This is a genomic window from Luteibacter aegosomaticola, assembly GCF_023078475.1.
Classification (GTDB): domain Bacteria; phylum Pseudomonadota; class Gammaproteobacteria; order Xanthomonadales; family Rhodanobacteraceae; genus Luteibacter; species Luteibacter aegosomaticola.
In genome coordinates, this window is the sequence record NZ_CP095741.1 from 3,477,101 (window position 1) to 3,494,376 (window position 17,276).

The following is a 17,276-nucleotide window of genomic DNA, read 5'->3' on the forward strand; positions in this document are numbered from 1 at the left end:
AAGGGGGGAAAACTCGCACCGTAACAAATCGGCCTGGCGCAAGCGTGTGAAAAAAGACCGGCTAGAGGCCGAAACGCGCGGGCGAATACGGCGCCGCGTCGAGCGCGGGTGCGGGCCCGGCGAGCAGGTTGGCCACGAGTTCACCGGTGGCGGCCGACATGCTGATACCCAGCATGCCATGCGCGGTCGCATAGACCAGGTTCGACCAGCGCGTGCTCGGCCCGATGATCGGCACCTCATCCACGCTCATCGGGCGCCAGCCCCACCAGGGCGTGACCTCGCCCTGCCCTTCGGGCTCATGCAGGTAAGCCGCCGCACCACGACGCAGCGCTTCCAGGCGTACCTCGTTCAGCCCCTCGTTGAATCCCGAGAACTCCATGGTGCTGCCAAGCCGATAGCCCGAGCTCCACGGCGTGACGCACACCGCCGCCTCGCGCAGCACCAGCGAGTGCGTCGGCGCGTTGACCGGCGGCTGATCCCAGGTCAATGAGTAACCTTTGCCAGGCTGCATCGGCAGGCGAATATCCAGCAAACGCCCGAGCAACGGCGACCACGCACCGAGCGCCATGACAATGCGCTCGCCGCTGAATACGCCGCCGGTCGTGCGCACGTGGGTGATGCGCCCGGCATCGGTAACGAACGAATCGATGCGCGCACCGGTTTCGATGGCGCCGCCGAGTTCGCGAACGCGCCGCGCCAGCTCCGCCACGTAGAGATCAGGCCGCAGGCGCGCATCGCCCGGGTGCAACAAGCCGCCGACGACACCCTCACGCAACGAAGGCTCCAGCGCCAGCACGTCATCGCCCAGCAGGACGCGCACGTCCATACCGAGGCGGCGTAGCAACTCGACGTGCGCGCGATCGTGCTGCAGCGCGCGCTCGTCGCGATAGACATAGAGCTCGCCGACATCTTCGAACTCGCAAGCCAGCTCATCGCTGGCGACGAGGTCGCCGATCAATGCACGCGACCGCGCGAGGATGGCGCCACGCGCCTCGCCCGCCTGCTGGTAATCCCGCCACGTGCAACGTCGGGCGAACCCCAATAGCCAGCGGGCCCGTTCCGGATCGGGCATCGGGTTCACGTATAGGGGCGCGTCCTTGCGGAGCATGGAACGCAGGGCCGTGCCGACCATGCCCGGCATGGTCAGTGGCCCGGCATGGCTGGGCGTGATGGTGCCGCAATTGCCATGGGAGCTGCCGCTGCCTGGCGTGTGCTGCTCGAGCACCCGCACGCTCGCCCCCGCCTTCAGCAGGTAGAGCGCGCACGCCAGGCCGATCACGCCGCCCCCCATGATCAGCACATCGCTTCGGGATCTTTCCATGGGACGAGTCTAACGGGCCAAACGGCGCCCGGCGGCCTGTCCGGGGGATGAATTCGTGCGAAGTGAGAGGTATTCCACGCAACTTGTTGATTTGATAACCTCCCCGTGCCGATCCTGACAGGGGAAACGCCCGATGCATCCCGCTCCGCCCTCATTTCGCCCGCTGCGCGCCCTTGGCTGGGTGACGATGGCGGCCGCCCTGGCCCTGCTCGCCGCCTGCGGGAGCACGCCACATAAGCGTTCCTCGTCGTCCCAGCGCAACAACCCCGCCTCCGCGGTGCCGTTGGCGAAGAACCTCAACTGGTCGACCAAGCCCGCGGCAGCCCCGCCGCCGGATGCGGCGAACGACGTCCTTTTCCGTGCCATTGGCCTGGTGGGCACGCCGTACCGGTGGGGTGGCAATACCCCTGCGGGCGGCTTCGATTGCAGCGGCCTGGTGAATTACATCTACCTGACCTCGACCGGCGTGCGCCTGCCGCGCACCTCGTCCGAGATGGCCGACCTCGACAAGCCCAAGATTGGTGAATCCGATCTGGAAAGCGGCGACCTCGTGTTCTTCGGCCGCGGCCATGTCAGCCATGTTGGTGTCTACGTGGGCAAAGGCCGCTTCGTCCACGCTCCGAACTCCGGTGGTACGGTCCGCCTGGATGAGCTCGATGGGGCTTACTGGAAGGAAAACTTCGTCTATGGTCGACGCGTTCTAAACTGAACGAACGGCAACATAGACTTTCGCGTCGCATGAATTAGATTGCGCGCTATTTAATTGCGTGCTTTACTCTCTTCACGGCCCGGGACATCCCCGGCGCTTCCTCCCCTGTCAGCCAGAAAGGAAAGCCCTCATGAGCAACGTGTCGAAAATCGAAAAGGTCCTCTATACCGCCCACGCTGAAGTCGCCGGCGGCCGCGAAGGCCACGCCAAGACCGACGATGGCCTGATCGACCTGCAGCTGCGCCTGCCGAAGGAAATGGGCGGCAATGGCGGCGGCAGCAACCCGGAACAGCTGTTCGCTGCCGGTTACGCCGCATGCTTCGAGGGCGCCGTGCGCTTCGTCGCCGGCCAGAAGAAGGTCAAGGTCGACGGCGCTTCGGTGAAGAGCGAAGTCGGTATCGGTCCGCGCCAGGGGTCGGGCTTTGCGATCAACGTGAAGCTGGCCGTCAGCCTGCCGGGCGTCGATGACGCGACCGCCCAGGAAATCGTCAAGACCGCGCACGAAGACGTCTGCCCGTACTCGCACGCCACCCGCGGCAACATCGACGTGGACGTGAGCGTGAACGGCAAGGCCGTCGTCTGATCACCAGGCGCAAGGCATAAAAAAAGGCGGCCACCAGGCCGCCTTTTTTATGCGTGCAACACCGGGAAAATCAGTGTGCGCCGTCGCCGTTCGGGTGAGCGTGGCCGTGGGCCTTCTCTTCGTCCGAGGCATCGCGCACCGACTGCACGTCGATGTTGAACGTGAGGGTCTTGCCGGCCATCGGGTGGTTGGTGTCGATATCGACGACGCTGGAACCCACCTTCTGCACGACGACCGCCTGCTGGCCGCCTTCCTTCAGCGAGAGGATGGTGGTGTCGCCGGCCTTGAGGCCCTTGCCCTGGTTCGGGAAGTACTTCTTCGGCACGCGCTGGGTGGCGCCTTCGCGACGCTCGCCGTAGCCCTGGTCCGGGGTGATCACCAGGTCGAACTTGTCACCTTCCGACTTGCCTTCGAGGCCCGCTTCCATGCCCGGGATCAGCTGGCCGTGGCCGAGCAGGATCCACAGCGGTTCGCCACCGTCGGTCGAGGTCTCGACCTGGTTGCCGTCGACGCTGAGGGTGTAGTGGAACGAGATGACCTTGTCCTTGCCAGCCTGCATGATGGTTTCTACCGGATGAAAACGGGGCATTTTACCGGGGTGCGGGCCCGGCGTCACGCCGCGCCGTTATCCCGGCCGAAGCCCCTGCCCCGGGCCTCGGGGCCGAGCCAGGTCAGCAGCGCCAGGAGGATGGCGACCGTGGCGATCCAGGCCGACATGGCGAAGGCGAAATCGCCGCCACGCCAGTCCGCCAGCCAGGTCTGGGCCGTGGCCGTGATAGCCGCCAGCAGGTTGCCCATCTGGTAAGCGAAGCCGGGCAAAGTGCCGCGAACGGCATCCGGCGAGAGCTCGTTGAGGTGGGTGGGCACCACGCCCCAGGCGCCCTGCACCATCACCTGGATGAAGAAGGCACCGACGCCCAGCAGGAGCAGAGACCCGCCATAGGTCCACAGGGGAATCACCGGGATCGCCAGCAGCGCGGCGATGATGATGGCCTTGCGCCGGCCGATCTTCTCCGAGAGCGAGCCGAAGGTCAGGCCGCCCACGAGCGCCCCCAGGTTGAGCAAGGCGGTAAGCAGGAAGGCCGTGCTCGAGCCGGCCGGGATTTTCAGGGTCTCCTGCACGAAGGTCGGGTACATGTCCTGGGACCCGTGGCTGAACATGTTGAACGCCGCCATCAGCAGCATCAGGTAGATGAAGAGCTTCCAGTGGCCACGCATGGATTCCATGACGCCCTGGCGCGGCTCCTTCTGGCGCTGCTCCCACACCGGGGATTCCGGGACCTTGCGGCGGATGTAGAGCACAAGCAGGGCCGGCATCGCGCCGACGATGAAAAGGCCACGCCAGCCGATGTGGTCCACCAGCAGCCAGTTCACCAGCGCCGCCAGGAAGAAGCCGCAGGGGTAACCACTCTGCAGCAGGCCCGAGACGAACCCACGCGACTTCGTCGGGATCGATTCCATGGCCAGCGACGCACCGATGCCCCACTCCCCGCCCATGGCGATGCCGAACAGGAACCGCAGGCCGAGCAGCACGGCAAGGCTCGGCGCGAACGCACACGCGACCTCGAGGATGGAAAACAGCACGATGTCGAACATCAGGACGGGGCGGCGCCCGTAGCGATCAGCAAGGCGGCCGAAGATCAGGGCACCCAGCGGCCGCGCTGCCAGGGTAAGGAACAAGCCGTACGTGACCTCGGTCTTGGGCACGTTGAACTCGTGCGCCACGGCCAGGATCACGAAGGTGAGCAGGAAGTAGTCGAACGCATCGAGGGTCCAGCCGAGAAAGCTGGCGATGACCGTATGCCGCTGGGTGTGGTCGAGTTCGCGCAGCGCAGCGGGCAACGGCATCAGAAATTCCTCAAAGGCAGGTCGCGCCAGAGGCTAGCACAGCGCAAAATGCCAACATCGGGCTCACAGCCCGACGACGAGGGGCCGTTACACTGGCCCACGACATCACGACCGACGGAGGACACTATGAAGTATCCGCGCTTGATCGTTTCGCTCGCCCTTGCTGGCTGCCTGGCCAGCGGCGCCTCGCTGGCGCAATCATCGACACCGCAGCCGCAACCCGCGCCGCCGCAACCCCAGCAGAGCCTGCCGACATCGGCGCCCGATGCCTCCAGCCAGAGCAGTGGTGCGCCTGCCTTCTCCGATCTCAGCAAGGACGGCAAGGGCATTACGCGCAGCGACATACCGAAGGACAACCCCGCATTGAAAGAAATGCGCGCGCACTTCAGCGAAGCGGACAAGGACCACAACGGCCGCATCGATGCTGCCGAATACAACGCCTACGTCAACAAAGGCAGTGCCACGCAACAGCAGTAAACTCGCGGACCGGGCGCATAGACGCCCGGTCCTTTCCACGGACGGTAGCCCCCTTATGAGCCTCAACCGCCACGCGCGGCAACGCATCGCATCCCACTTCAGCACGCGCGGCGACCGTTTCTACGTCCACGGGAAGCTCGCCAGCGACCCGGTCTATGGCGCCTGCGCCGCAGCGATCGCTGGCCGGCACCTTCCGCTTCTCGATATCGGCTGCGGCCTGGGACTGCTCGGGCACTATCTGCACGCGTGCAGCGCACTCGACGGCTACGTCGGCCTGGACAGCGACGCGCGCAAGATCGCCATGGGCCGCGAGGCTGCCGGTCGCGCCGGCCTGGGTCAGGCACTCGCCTTGCACCATGCCGACGTCACCACGCCCCAACCCATGCGCGGGCACGTGGCGTTGCTTGATGTCCTCCACTACCTGCCCAGGGAGCGCCAGGCCCAGGTCCTGGCTTATGCCGTCGACCACCTGGCCGACGATGGGGTGCTCGTCCTGCGCAACGTGCTGCGGGACGACTCATGGCGGTTCCGCGCCACGGTGTGGGAAGAGAAGTTCATCAAGGCCGTCGGCTGGATTCCCGGCGGCGCCCAGTACTTCCCTACCGAGGACGACATCCGCAACGTCCTCGAACCACGGGGTATCCGGGCCCGCTTCCGCCCCCTCTTCGGCCGTACCCCCTACAACAGCTGGTTGATGACCGCCTCGCGCCACGCCGTGTGAAGGCGTATAACTGCCGCGGCAGGTAAGCCAATCACCAGGGGGAGAACCACATGAAGTGCACGCGCTTTATCGTTCTGTCCGCCGCCGGCACGCTGTTCGCCGGTAGCGCGTTTGCCCAGCTCAGCCAGGCCCCGGCCGCCCGAGCCCAGCCCGTCAATGCGGAGGTGCGCGGCAGCGACGCCCCGGCCTTCGCCGATATCGTGAAGAAACACCCGGGCTACCTGGAGCGCTCCGACGTGCCCCGGGACGACAAGACCCTCGCCATTCTCCGCGCCCATTTCAAGGAAGCCGACGCCAACGGGGACGGCCACGTGGATGAACAGGAGTACAAGGCCTACATGGCCAAGAGCCACTAAGCCACCCGCGGCGCATGCTGCGCTGCAAAACGTGCTAACATCGGGGAGTCGTGCCGCCGCTATCGACTCCCTTGCGGAGCTCGGGCGCGGGTCCAGCCATGGGCCCCCGCCTCTCCCCCACCCCCGAAGCGCGCGCGACACCGGCCAGCCCGTTGCCCCCATGGCACGCGCGGCCGCCGAATTCATCGCCTGCAGCGCGGTTCCAGGGAACGCTCGGGCACACAGGAGTCACTCCACATGTCCTTTGATTCGCTGGGCCTTGCGCCCGCGTTGCTGCGCGCGCTCGCTGAAGCCGGCTACAAGAACCCGACCCCGATCCAGGCCGCCGCCATTCCCGAGGTGCTTGCTGGCCACGATCTGATGGCCGCCGCCCAGACCGGCACCGGCAAGACCGCCGCGTTCCTGCTCCCGGTGCTGCACAAGCTGGCCAACTCGGATTTCCGTGAAGGCCGCCGCCCGATCCGCGTCCTCATCCTCACCCCGACCCGCGAGCTCGCCGCGCAGGTGCAGGAGAACCTCACCGATTACGCCAAGTACGTGCGCATCAGCAGCACGGTGATCTTCGGCGGCGTCGGCATGGGTAACCAGCTGCACGCCCTGCGCCGTGGCGTCGAGATCGTGGTCGCTACCCCGGGCCGTCTCATCGACCACATGATGCAGCGCTCGGTCGACCTGTCGAAGGTCGAAGTGCTGGTGCTCGACGAAGCCGACCGCATGCTCGACATGGGCTTCCTGCCGGCACTGAAGCGCATCCTCTCCGCCGTGCCGCAGAAGCGCCAGACGCTGCTGTTCTCGGCCACGTTCGCACCGGAAATCAAGGCACTTGCGCAGCAGTTCATGCGCGACCCGCGTGAAGTTTCCACCGCGCCGGCCAACACCGTCGCGAACACGGTGACCCACCGCGTGCACCCGGTGGACGCCGCGCAGAAGCGTGACCTGCTGCTGCACGTGCTGGCCCAGGACAGCCGTCGCCAGACCCTCGTGTTCAGCCGTACCAAGCATGGCGCTGACAAGCTCGTGCGCTTCCTGGAAGCCGCCGGCATGCGTGCCGCCGCCATCCACGGCAACAAGAGCCAGAACGCCCGCACCCGCGCCCTGTCGGACTTCAAAACCGGCCGCACCACAGTGCTGGTGGCCACCGACATCGCCGCGCGCGGTATCGATATCGACCAGCTGCCGGTCGTGATCAACTTCGACCTGCCGATGGTCGCCGAGGACTACGTGCACCGCATCGGCCGTACCGGCCGTGCCGGCGCCGAAGGCCAGGCCGTGTCGCTGGTGAGCCACGATGAATCGGGCCTGCTGCGCGATATCCGCCGCCTGCTGAAGTCGGACATCGAGATCTCGAACGTGGAAGGCTTCGAGCCGACCACGCCGCTGCGCCTGGATGCCGGTGCGCCGCGTCCGAAGCAGCAGCAGCGCCAGGCCGGTGGTCGCCAGGGTGGTGGCCAGGGTGGCCAGGGCGGCGGTCAGCGCCACGGTGGTGGCCAGGGCCAGCGCCAGGGTGGCCGCAGTGAAGGCCAGGGCCGTGGCGAGAGCCAGGGTCGTGGTGGCCAGGGTGGCGAAAGCCGCTCGGGTAACGGCGGCCGTCCGTCCTCGCACCGCCCGCACGGCCATTCGGCCGCGGGTACCGGCGAGAACACCGGCAACCACAAGCGCCGCCGCCAGCGTCGCGGGCCGGCGACCAACAAGGCGTAAGCGCCTCGCGGGTTAGCCCTGCGTCCTCACCTTCGCGGTGAGGACGTGGTCTTCCCACAGGCCTTCGATCTTCAGGTAACGCTTCGCGAGCCCTTCTTTCTCGAAGCCAAGCCGTTCCAGTAAATGGCCGCTACGCACATTGCGTGGCATGTAGTTGGCCATCACCCGATGGAAATCGAGCGGGCCGAACGCATAGCGCACGGCCGCATCAAGCGCCTCGAACATCAGCCCCTGCCCCTCGAATTTACGGCCGAGGCCGTAGCCGAGGTGGCAAGCCTGGAACACACCACGCACGACATTCGCGAAGGTGAAGCTACCGACGACTTCAGTACCGTCGGGCGTAAGCATCACGAACGGATAGCCGCGATCGGAACGCGCCGCCTCCAGACCCGCTTCGATCGTCTGCCGGCAGCCTTCGAGCGTGTAGTGCGAGGTGGTCCGCAACGGCTCCCAGGGACGCAGGTGCTCGCGGTTTTCCATGCGATAACGCAGCAGCAGCTCCGCTTCCTCTATATCGAGCAGGCGGACAAGCAGCCGCGGTGTGCGCATGCGGACCGGTTCGCTCATGCCGCCAGCGCTTTGGCGTGATGGCGGAGGTGGTCTTCGATGAAGCTCTGGATGAAGTAGTAGCTGTGGTCGTAGCCAGCGTGCATGCGCAGTTGGAATGCCTGCTTTGCCTCTTCGCAGGCGGCTTCGAAGCGCTGCGGCTGCAACTGGTTCACGAGGAAGCCATCCGCTTCCCCCTGGTCGATGAGGATGGTGCCGTTGAAGTGCGCGCCATCCTGCACAAGCGCGGTGGCGTCGTGTTTGCGCCAGGCCTTCTTGTCGTCGCCAAGGTAGCGCGGGAACGCCTTCTGACCCCAGGGCACGCTGGCCGGGGCGACGATAGGCGCGAACGCGGACAGCGAGCGATAGCGGCCCGGGTTGCGCAAGGCGATGGTCAACGCGCCGTGGCCGCCCATGGAATGGCCAAAGATGCCCTGCCGGCCCATGTCGAGGGCAAAGCGTTCGGCGACGAGCCGCGGCAGCTCATCGACAACGTAGCTATACATGCGGAAGCGCTCTTTCCAGGGCGTTTCCGTGGCATCAAGGTAAAACCCGGCGCCCTCGCCGAACTCCCAATCCCCCGTGGCACCGGCGATACCGGTATCCCGCGGGCTGGTATCGGGCATGACCAGGGCGAGACCCAGCTCGGCGGCCAGGCGCTGGGCGCCGGCCTTGATCGTGAAGGTCTCCGCCGTACATGTGAGGCCAGCCAGGAACCAGAGCACCGGGACCGGGCCTTTTTCCGCAGCCGGCGGCAGGTAAACGGCAAATTTCATGGGGCCGCCGCAGGCCTCCGAGGCATGGGTGTAAAAGCCCTGAATGCCACCGAAGCAACGCTGCTCCGACACCGTATCAATTACCGACATGCCAAATCCCCTCTCCAAACTGACCGATGAGTGTAACGCCGGCGCGACAAACAGCCACGGCGGCGCACGTAACCCTATGATCGCTGCTACAATACCGTTACTGCCCGGCGCCGACTCCGCCGCCGCGCCCCTCCCCGAGGCTGCCATGACATCCCCCGATACCGACAACGCTCCGGCCCTGCCCGGTTTCAGCGCGCTCGCGCTCGACGCTAACGTCGTCCGCGCCCTGACCGACGTGGGCTATGAGACCCCCTCTCCCATCCAGGCCGCGACCATCCCGCCGCTGCTCGAAGGCCGCGACGTGATCGGCCAGGCCCAGACCGGCACCGGCAAGACCGCAGCCTTCGCGCTGCCGGTGCTGTCGCGCATCGACGTCAAGCCGGGCAAGCCGCAGGCGCTGGTGCTCGCGCCGACGCGCGAATTGGCCATCCAGGTGGCTGAAGCCTTCCAGAAGTACGCCACGTACATGCCGGGCTTCCAGGTCCTGCCGATCTACGGCGGCCAGAGCTACGGCCCGCAGCTGCAGGGTCTGAAGCGTGGCGCCCAGATCGTGGTCGGCACCCCGGGCCGCATCATCGACCACCTCGACAAGGGCACGCTGGATCTTTCCGCGCTCAAGTTCGTGGTGCTCGACGAAGCCGACGAAATGCTCCGCATGGGCTTCATCGACGACGTCGAGAAGCTGCTGCAGGCGACGCCGGAAGGCCGCCAGGTGGCGCTGTTCTCCGCGACCATGCCGTCGCCGATCCGCCGCATCGCGCAGACCTACCTGAAAGATCCGGTCGAGATCACGATCAAGAACAAGACCACCACCGCGGCGAACATCCGCCAGCGTTACTGGTGGGTCAGCGGCGTGCACAAGCTCGATGCGCTCACCCGCATCCTCGAGGCCGAAAGCTTCGATGCCATGATCGTCTTCGCCCGCACCAAGTCGGCCACCGAAGAACTCGCCAGCAAGCTGCAGGCGCGTGGTTTCGCCGCTGCCGCCATCAACGGCGATATGGCGCAGGCCCAGCGCGAGCGCGTCATCGACCAGCTGAAGAACGGCAAGCTCGATATCCTGATCGCCACCGACGTCGCCGCCCGCGGCCTCGACGTGGAGCGCATCAGCCACGTGCTGAATTACGACATCCCGCACGACACCGAGTCGTACGTGCACCGCATCGGCCGTACCGGCCGCGCGGGCCGTAATGGCGAGGCCATCCTGTTCGTGACCCCGCGTGAGCGCAACCTGCTCCGCCAGATCGAGCGCGCCACGCGCCAGCCGATCGAGCAGATGCAGCTGCCGACCATCGAGGCGGTGAACGATACCCGCGTGAACAAGTTCAACCAGCGCATTACCGATACGCTGGCCGCGGGTGACCTGGGCCTGTTCCAGCAGCTGGTCGAGAAGTTCGAGCAGGAGCACAACATCCCTGCCATCGAGATCGCTGCCGCGCTGGCCAAGATCGCCCAGGGCGACCAGCCGCTGCTGCTCGAGCCGCCGGCGAAGCGTGAGTACTCTGAGCGTCCGCCGCGCGAGTACGACCGTAACGATCGCCCGCAGCGCGATTTCGACCGCGACCGCGGCCCGCGTGATGGTGGTGATTTCGGCGATCGTCGTCCGGTGCGCGAGGGCATGCGCCAGCCGCGTCCGCACGCGACGGAGTCGGGCAAGAAGACCTACCGTATCGAAGTGGGCCACGAGCATGGCGTGAAGCCGGGCAATATCGTGGGCGCGATCGCTAACGAGGGTGGCGTCGAGGCTAAGTTCATCGGCCGCGTGAGCATCCGTGACGATTACAGCCTGATCGATCTGCCGGATGGCATGCCTGCTGAGACGTTCAATCACCTGAAGAAGGTGTGGGTGGCGCAGCAGCAGCTGAAGATCAGCGAGTGGGATGGCACGGAGCAGCCGCAGAGCGGCGCCCCGCCGCAGCGTCCGCGCGGTAATTTCCGCCCGCAGGGTGCCCGTTCGGGTGGCCCGGGCGGCTCCGGTGGCGGCAAGCCGCCGCGCCGCAAGCGCGACTACTGATCGACGAAAAGCCCGGCCTCAGCGCCGGGCTTTTTTTTGGCCCTTCGATGCGGCTCGCCTTCTACTTGCCTCACTGTGCCGAGGCAATCGCCGTGGCCGGCATGGTGGGCGCGCTAGTCGTCACCATCGCCCCCATCGTCAGCACGCTCAGCAGGACGGCAACGGCAAAGAAGGTCTTCAGCAGGAAGGTTTCGGTTTTCATGGCCAGTCTCCGTGGTTTGGCAGGTGGGCGTTAGCGCCCTTCGCGAGAGAGATTGCATTCGCCGTGCCAACCGCCGAATTGCCCGGAGAACCGCGTCACAGCGCCCTTTCGCCGGATCTCACCCAGCGCCGATCGATGTCCGCGGACAGCCCGCTGTCCGCCCCCACCCGTCCGGACGCCCCCCCGTAGGAGCCCACCCTGTGGGCGACGCCGTTCGCGCCACCCTACAGATCTTGCGGCGTCCCGCCTTTGATCGGTCGTGATCCGAGCCAGGGCCTCGGCGTCGAGGCGAAAGATGTCGCCCACAGGGTGGGCTCCTACAACGGGGGTGTTCGCCTTGAGGTACGGCACGCGCTTTCCCACCACGCCACCTCAGTGTGTCCGGGAGGCCTTGGGGCCCACCCTCGAGGCGAGTTCCGCACAAGAGAGCGGCCGTAGGCCAAATAGGTACACATGCGCCGGAGGCGCACTCCTTTACGAACGCGGAGGACCTGTCTGAGCAGCGAGGGTGGGCCCCCAAGGCCTCTTCCCAGAGACGTCCGAGCGCAAGGCGGCGCCAGCCGCTGGTCACATGCATTCGCCCCAGCGAATGAACCGCTTCACCAACGCGATGCCAAAGGCGAGCCTTAAGCGAAATCCGCCGGCGTGAGCGGCTGCATGCCGTGCTTGAGGCGGGCCTTGTCGCACTGTGGGCTCGGCGTCACGCCGTCTTCCCATGCGGGCTTCAGGTCATGGCACGGCGACGGGCGAACCTCATAGACACCGCAATGCGCCGCCACGCCAATCGTCCCCACCAGCGACTTGCAGCGTGGCTCATACGCATTCGTCCCGTGCATGTTCACACGGTGCGGATCAAGGTGCTCCGTCAACGCCGCCGGCGTGATACCGCCGGCCGCATCGGTCTCCATCCAGTGGAAGGCGACGCGAAACGTCGCGCAGCAAGCGCCGCAGCGCAAGCAAGGGTGGGTCATACGTCAGATCGAACCTGAAAAAGTATTGCACTTGCCAATGTCACCCGACTCAAAGCCGGTCTTGAACCACCGAACGCGCTGCGCCGACGTGCCGTGCGTAAATGAATCGGGCACCACGCGCCCCTGCGCCTCTTCCTGAAGCCGGTCATCGCCAATCGCTGTCGCCGCGTTGAGCGCGGATTCTATATCGCCCGACTGCAGCCAGTGCTGTCGCTGCTGCGAATGGTTCGCCCACACGCCCGCGAAGCAGTCCGCCTGCAGCTCCTGGCGTACCGAAAGGCCGTTGGCTCCTTCCATCCGCGCGCCGCGCTGGCGGGCCTGGTTCACCTTGTCGAACACGCCCACGAGGTTTTGCACGTGATGGCCCACTTCGTGCGCGATCACGTAAGCCCGGGCGAAATCGCCCGATTCGTGGAACTGCTGCTGCATCTGCTGGAAGAAGCCCAGGTCGAGGTAGACCTTCTGGTCGCTGGGGCAATAGAACGGCCCCACGGCCGACGAGGCCGAGCCGCAGGCCGTACGTACGCCGTTGCGGAACAGCACCAGCTTCGGCCGCACGTATTGCTGGCCATTGGCGGCAAAGATCTCGCCCCAGGTGTCTTCGGTCTCGCCCAGGATCGCCCGGACGAAATCCACCTGCGGATCATTGGCTGCCGCGGGCTGCGCGTGCTGCTGGGTCTGCGCCTGGGGTGGGGCCATGCCCCCGCCATCCTGGCTCAGCAGGGCGGTAGGGTCCTTGTAGAACACCAGGCCCAGGATCGCGAGCAGGATGATGCCGCCGACGCCCAGCCCACGGCCGCCGCCGAATGAAGGCCCCCCGCCGCCACCCGTACCGGCGTCTTCCACGTTGTCGCTTCTACGGCCTTTGTCCCAGAGCATGGCACCCTCCTCTCCCCGCTCGCGTGCTCCCGCGAGACACCGTCCGCATGATCGCACGGACGGTTACCGCTAAACTCGGCGGTTACCGTCGTACCCCGGATCGTTTCATGAACAGTCAGCTCCCCGCCGTCGTCACCCTGCTCACCCTGCTCCTGATGTTCTTCACGGTGTGGGCCGTGGGCCGCGCCCGCCACCGCTACGGGATCAAGGCACCGGCGATCTCGGGCGACCCGGCCTTTGAACGGGCCTGGCGGGTGCAGATGAACACGCTGGAGAACGCCGTGATGTTCATCCCGGCCCTGTGGCTGGCCGCCCAGTACGTGGATCCGCTGTGGGCGGGTATCGCCGGCATGATCTGGCTGGCGGGGCGCCTGTGGTACGCCATTTCCTACCTGCGCGACGCCTCGCGCCGCGGGCCGGGCTACATGGTGTCGATGGTGGCCTGGGCCGCGCTGATGCTGATGGCGGCCGGCGGGATCGGCATGGCGATCATGGAAAACAACGCGGCGCCGGCAGAAGACGCCGCGCAGGCTGGCTAAACCGCCCTTGTAGGAGCGCGCCAGCGCCGTCCGGCGCTGGCGTGCCTGGGGATCAGTCGTCCAGCGGTGGCAGGGCCAGCACGCGGACGCGCTGGATGCGGGCGCCTTCCATCGCGGTGACCTCGAAGGCAAGGCGTTCGCTTTCGAAGGTGTCGCCCACGCCCGGCAGGCGGCCCAACTGCTGGAGCACGAAGCCGGCCAGCGTGGCGAAGTTGCCTTCGTTGGCACCCGGCAGGCGGTGACCCAACAGATGTTCCACCCGGCGCACGTCCAGGCTGGCATCAAGCAGCCACGCGCCGTCCGGCTCGCTGACCGCCGAGGGATCGCCCTCGCCGCTTTCGTGCGGAAACTCACCGGCAATCGTTTCGAGCACATCGGCCGGGGTCACCAGGCCGAGGATGCTGCCGTATTCATCGACGACCAGCGCCACCTGCAGCGGCGCGCGGCGGAACTCATCGATGAGGCGCAGCACGCTTAGCGATTCGAGCACGGTGATCGGCTTGCGCACGGCGGTTTCGGTAACGAGACGACCGTGTTCGGTGAGGCTCGCTAGCAAATCGCGCGACGAGGTGACCCCCACGAGCTCGTCGAGGTCGCCGTTGGCGACCAGCATCCAGTGGTGCGGGGATTCCCGCGCCTCGGTGAGCAGGTTCGGCAGTTCGTCGGAGGGATCGACCCAGACGATCTCGGTACGCGGGGTCATGATGGAACGGACCGGCCGCTGGGACAGATCCAGCACGCCCTGCACCATCTCCAGCTCGTCCTTGCCAAAGACCGAGGGCTCAGCCTGCTCGGCGTCAGGCGCCTTCTTGCCTTCGCCCTCCTCGTCCACGCTACCGCCCAGCAGGCGCAGCACGGCCTTGGCGGTCCGGTCACGCATGATCCGGCCGCCGAGCAGCAACGAGCGGCGACGGTTGCGACGCATCGTCTGGTTGAACACCTCGATCATGATCGAGAAGCCGATCGCGGCGTACAGATAACCCTTGGGAATATGGAAGCCGAAGCCTTCGGCGATCAGGCTGAAGCCGATCATCAGCAGGAAGGACAGGCACAGGATGACCACGGTGGGCCGCGCGTTCACGAACGCCGTGAGCGGCTTGCTCGCGGTGATCATCAGCGCCATGGCCACGCACACGCCGACCATCATGATCGACAGGTGGTCGACCATGCCGACCGCGGTAATCACCGAGTCGAGCGAGAACACGGCATCGAGGATGACGATCTGCGCCACGGTCAGCCAGAAACTGGCCTTGCGCGCGCCCTTGCCTTCGTGATCGTCGCCCGCCTCGAGCCGCTCGTGCAGCTCCAAAGTGGCCTTGAACAACAGGAAGGCACCACCGATCAGCAGGATGAGGTCGCGCCAGGACAGCCCGAAGCCATTCCACTGGAACAGCGGCTGGGTGAGCGTGACCAGCCAGGACATGGCGGCCAGCAGGCACAGGCGCATGACCAGCGCGAGGCCAAGGCCCAACAGCCGCGCGTGATCGCGCTGGCGGGCGGGAAGTTTGTCGGCGAGGATCGCGACGAACACGAGGTTGTCGATACCGAGGACGATCTCCAGCACGATCAGCGTGAGAAGACCTGCCCAGGCCGATGGGTCGGCTAACCAGTCAAATGCAAACATGGGTCGGCGCCGGGGGCGCCACCTTTCCTCCTATGGTGGCCGCTGACTATACAGGGCAAATGTGAAGGTCTGTGCCGGAAGCCATCGTTGCCGGGGGCCAGCCGCTCGGCTACGTTGGCGCATGGCTAACGATCCTGCATTTCCGCCCCTGCCCACCGCTACCCTGCCCGAGGCCGCACCACGCCGCCCGGGGCCGGGCTGGGCCGAGACCATTCTCATCATCGCAGCGTACTTCGCCCTCCAGTTCGGCGTGGGCGGCGCGCTGGGCTACCTTTCGCAGACGCTTGCCCGGCTGTTCCCCGACGCCGTCCCCGGCCAGGGCGACCGGCTGGTTATCGTCGTGATCCTCACCCTCGCGAGCGCCGCCGCCATCACCCTTTGGCTGGTGGTCCAGCGTTGGGGCGCCCTGCTTCGCTCCGGCGGCCCGGAAGGGTTCGGCTTCACCCCGCCAACGGGTGGCCAGATGCTGTTTGGCGCCGTGATGGGCATCATCGCCCCGCTGGTCGGCGGCTTGCTCACCCAACTGCTGGCAGGCGATCACACGGTCAGCCAGTCCGTCAGCGACCTGGCTGACAGCGCCCATGTCGGCATGCGCGTCGCGCTCTTACCGGTGGCGGTCCTGGTCGGCCCGCTGGTCGAGGAAGTGCTGTTCCGCGGCGCCCTTCTTGCCCTGCTTCGCACGCGTTTTGGCGATGGCTGGGCCATCGCCGTGTCGTCTGTGTTCTTCGGTGTCATCCACCTGCCGGACCTTGGCGGTCTTTGGTACGCCGTGCCGAACCTGATCCTTGTCGGTGCCTTCTGCGCCTGGCTGCGCGTCCAGAGCCGCTCGATCTGGCCGGCTTTCGCCTGCCACGCCGCCAATAACGCGCTGGCCACGATGGTCTGGTTTACCTAGAGCCGCTCGAGCGAGGCCACCATGCGCGCCAGCCGCGGGCTGGCGTAGCACTGCGAGCCCACGGGGATGAGCCCGACCTTTTCGAACTCGCCCCGGTACCAGCCAGCGCTGCGGCCAAAGAACGCCTCGCGGTCGCCACCCGGGTCGTCTTCACGCGTGTAGCACTCCAGGAAGGCCAGACCCTCGGCCATCTCGCTGATGCCGGTCAGGCCGGCGCGGATCTCGGCCGGCTTCAGGTAGTGGAGCACGTCCGTGCACACGATCAGGTCGAAGCGCGTGTCGAAGCGCAGCTCGGCCAGCTGGCCGAAGCGGGCGTAACCGATGTTACGCGAGCGGCCATAGCGGGCCACGGCGTATTCGCTGGCTTCCAGGCCGCGGTATTCGATGCCGGGCCGAAGGCGGCGCAGCACGGCGCGCCACGGCGCCTCGCCGCAGCCCACATCGAGCACGTTGCGGACGGGGTGTCCAAGATAGAACTCGGCCTGGCCCAGCACCATGCTCACCTTGCGGGTCAGTTCCGCGGTGGAGCGCACGGCATGGTCCGCGCTGCGGTACCACTTGTCGAAATAGGCCTGGTCGTAGGTCTTGGGCATCGCGTGCATCCCGCCGAAAACACCCATCGTACCGGGCGTACACTTCCAGCACACGCCTGCCGCCGCATCGTTGCCCCATTGCACAGGAGACCCCCATGCCCCGCATCCAGCTCCGCATCACCGGCGACCGCGACGTCTTTGACGACGTGATCAACGCGATCCATGGCCTGGACCGGATCGAGTACGTGGAAGAGATCGACGATTTCGGCAGCGATATCCGCGACGATTCCAGCTCGCTCGACCTCTCCGACGATGTCGCCTCGCGCACCTACACGGTCGAGATCGAGGTCCCCAATGACAAGGTCGGCGAACGCGTGCGCGAAGTCGCCGAAGAGACCGCCGGCACCCGCGAAGCCGCCATCGAATTCGTCTACCCCGACGAAAACGAAATCTGACCGCACCCCGCCGCGCGCGCTGCCGAAAAGTGTGAACCG

Annotated in this window: 20 protein-coding genes; 10 read left to right on the forward strand and 10 right to left on the reverse strand. The window is 66.4% G+C overall.

Going from position 1 to position 17,276, the window contains the following annotated elements; all coding sequences use genetic code 11:
• Positions 1-61: 61 nt before the first annotated feature.
• Positions 62-1,321 carry an NAD(P)/FAD-dependent oxidoreductase gene (locus L2Y96_RS15500; protein ID WP_247328001.1) on the reverse strand — a complete coding sequence of 420 codons (1,260 nt, stop codon included), beginning with the start codon at positions 1,319-1,321 and terminating at the stop codon, positions 62-64.
• A gap of 133 nt (positions 1,322-1,454) precedes the next feature.
• Between L2Y96_RS15500 and L2Y96_RS15505 the strand changes: the two genes are divergently transcribed.
• Together L2Y96_RS15505 and L2Y96_RS15510 are read left to right on the forward strand one after the other, a co-directional pair.
• Positions 1,455-2,030, forward strand: a complete 576-nt coding sequence (locus L2Y96_RS15505) for a C40 family peptidase (RefSeq protein WP_247328002.1) — start codon at positions 1,455-1,457, stop codon at positions 2,028-2,030.
• A 130-nt stretch (positions 2,031-2,160) separates the two neighbouring features.
• Positions 2,161-2,613, forward strand: coding sequence for an organic hydroperoxide resistance protein (locus tag L2Y96_RS15510; protein WP_247328003.1), 453 nt, complete (start codon positions 2,161-2,163; stop codon positions 2,611-2,613).
• Between the two features lie 70 nt (positions 2,614-2,683).
• On the opposite strand, the gene L2Y96_RS15515 is transcribed toward L2Y96_RS15510, so the two are convergent.
• Complete coding sequence (locus tag L2Y96_RS15515; RefSeq protein WP_247337067.1) at positions 2,684-3,172, reverse strand: FKBP-type peptidyl-prolyl cis-trans isomerase; 489 nt, start codon at positions 3,170-3,172, stop codon at positions 2,684-2,686.
• A gap of 53 nt (positions 3,173-3,225) precedes the next feature.
• A complete protein-coding gene (locus L2Y96_RS15520; protein ID WP_247328004.1) occupies positions 3,226-4,461 on the reverse strand; it encodes an MFS transporter in 1,236 nt (411 codons plus the stop codon).
• A 126-nt stretch (positions 4,462-4,587) separates the two neighbouring features.
• Between L2Y96_RS15520 and L2Y96_RS15525 the strand changes: the two genes are divergently transcribed.
• The 4 genes from L2Y96_RS15525 to L2Y96_RS15540 all read left to right on the forward strand — a co-directional run bounded on the left by L2Y96_RS15525 (position 4,588) and on the right by L2Y96_RS15540 (position 7,713).
• The gene (locus L2Y96_RS15525) at positions 4,588-4,938 is read left to right on the forward strand and encodes an EF-hand domain-containing protein (RefSeq protein WP_247328005.1); all 351 of its coding nucleotides are present in this window, start codon (positions 4,588-4,590) and stop codon (positions 4,936-4,938) included.
• 55 nt (positions 4,939-4,993) lie between these two features.
• Positions 4,994-5,659, forward strand: coding sequence for a class I SAM-dependent methyltransferase (locus L2Y96_RS15530; protein WP_247328006.1), 666 nt, complete (start codon positions 4,994-4,996; stop codon positions 5,657-5,659).
• Between the two features lie 50 nt (positions 5,660-5,709).
• The gene (locus tag L2Y96_RS15535; RefSeq protein ID WP_247328007.1) at positions 5,710-6,015 is read left to right on the forward strand and encodes an EF-hand domain-containing protein; all 306 of its coding nucleotides are present in this window, start codon (positions 5,710-5,712) and stop codon (positions 6,013-6,015) included.
• Between the two features lie 237 nt (positions 6,016-6,252).
• Complete coding sequence (locus L2Y96_RS15540; protein WP_247328008.1) at positions 6,253-7,713, forward strand: DEAD/DEAH box helicase; 1,461 nt, start codon at positions 6,253-6,255, stop codon at positions 7,711-7,713.
• A 12-nt stretch (positions 7,714-7,725) separates the two neighbouring features.
• On the opposite strand, the gene rimJ is transcribed toward L2Y96_RS15540, so the two are convergent.
• Both rimJ and fghA read right to left on the reverse strand, forming a co-directional pair.
• Positions 7,726-8,280, reverse strand: a complete 555-nt coding sequence (gene rimJ / locus L2Y96_RS15545; RefSeq protein WP_247328009.1) for a ribosomal protein S5-alanine N-acetyltransferase — start codon at positions 8,278-8,280, stop codon at positions 7,726-7,728.
• Positions 8,277-9,125, reverse strand: coding sequence for an S-formylglutathione hydrolase (fghA, locus tag L2Y96_RS15550; protein ID WP_283248842.1), 849 nt, complete (start codon positions 9,123-9,125; stop codon positions 8,277-8,279). Before fghA ends, rimJ begins: the two co-directional genes overlap by 4 nt.
• 145 nt (positions 9,126-9,270) lie before the next feature.
• On the opposite strand from fghA, the gene L2Y96_RS15555 reads away from it, so the two are divergent.
• On the forward strand, positions 9,271-11,139 hold the full coding sequence (locus L2Y96_RS15555) for a DEAD/DEAH box helicase (protein ID WP_247328010.1): 1,869 nt from the start codon (positions 9,271-9,273) through the stop codon (positions 11,137-11,139).
• A 70-nt stretch (positions 11,140-11,209) separates the two neighbouring features.
• Here L2Y96_RS15555 and L2Y96_RS22930 read toward each other — a convergent pair whose 3' ends face one another.
• The 3 genes from L2Y96_RS22930 to ypfJ form a co-directional block, all read right to left on the reverse strand.
• Positions 11,210-11,341, reverse strand: a complete 132-nt coding sequence (locus L2Y96_RS22930) for a hypothetical protein (RefSeq protein WP_256452192.1) — start codon at positions 11,339-11,341, stop codon at positions 11,210-11,212.
• Positions 11,342-11,967: 626 nt separating this feature from the next.
• Positions 11,968-12,312 carry a YkgJ family cysteine cluster protein gene (locus L2Y96_RS15560; RefSeq protein WP_247328011.1) on the reverse strand — a complete coding sequence of 115 codons (345 nt, stop codon included), beginning with the start codon at positions 12,310-12,312 and terminating at the stop codon, positions 11,968-11,970.
• A 3-nt stretch (positions 12,313-12,315) separates the two neighbouring features.
• Positions 12,316-13,191 carry a KPN_02809 family neutral zinc metallopeptidase gene (ypfJ, locus tag L2Y96_RS15565; protein WP_247328012.1) on the reverse strand — a complete coding sequence of 292 codons (876 nt, stop codon included), beginning with the start codon at positions 13,189-13,191 and terminating at the stop codon, positions 12,316-12,318.
• Positions 13,192-13,298: 107 nt separating this feature from the next.
• Between ypfJ and L2Y96_RS15570 the strand changes: the two genes are divergently transcribed.
• Positions 13,299-13,730, forward strand: coding sequence for an MAPEG family protein (locus L2Y96_RS15570; RefSeq protein ID WP_247328013.1), 432 nt, complete (start codon positions 13,299-13,301; stop codon positions 13,728-13,730).
• Between the two features lie 52 nt (positions 13,731-13,782).
• Here the strand turns inward: L2Y96_RS15570 and L2Y96_RS15575 are convergent, their stop codons facing one another.
• Positions 13,783-15,354 (reverse strand): hemolysin family protein, encoded by a 1,572-nt coding sequence (locus L2Y96_RS15575; protein ID WP_247328014.1) that lies wholly within the window; start codon positions 15,352-15,354, stop codon positions 13,783-13,785.
• Between the two features lie 121 nt (positions 15,355-15,475).
• Between L2Y96_RS15575 and L2Y96_RS15580 the strand changes: the two genes are divergently transcribed.
• Positions 15,476-16,249 carry a CPBP family intramembrane glutamic endopeptidase gene (locus tag L2Y96_RS15580; protein ID WP_247328015.1) on the forward strand — a complete coding sequence of 258 codons (774 nt, stop codon included), beginning with the start codon at positions 15,476-15,478 and terminating at the stop codon, positions 16,247-16,249.
• On the opposite strand, the gene L2Y96_RS15585 is transcribed toward L2Y96_RS15580, so the two are convergent.
• Complete coding sequence (locus tag L2Y96_RS15585) at positions 16,246-16,842, reverse strand: class I SAM-dependent DNA methyltransferase (protein WP_247328017.1); 597 nt, start codon at positions 16,840-16,842, stop codon at positions 16,246-16,248. The genes L2Y96_RS15580 and L2Y96_RS15585 overlap by 4 nt on opposite strands.
• Before the next feature lie 95 nt (positions 16,843-16,937).
• Here L2Y96_RS15585 and L2Y96_RS15590 point away from each other — a divergent pair, with 95 nt between their 5' ends.
• Positions 16,938-17,237 carry a hypothetical protein gene (locus L2Y96_RS15590; RefSeq protein ID WP_139983993.1) on the forward strand — a complete coding sequence of 100 codons (300 nt, stop codon included), beginning with the start codon at positions 16,938-16,940 and terminating at the stop codon, positions 17,235-17,237.
• The last annotated feature ends 39 nt before the right edge of the window (positions 17,238-17,276 follow it).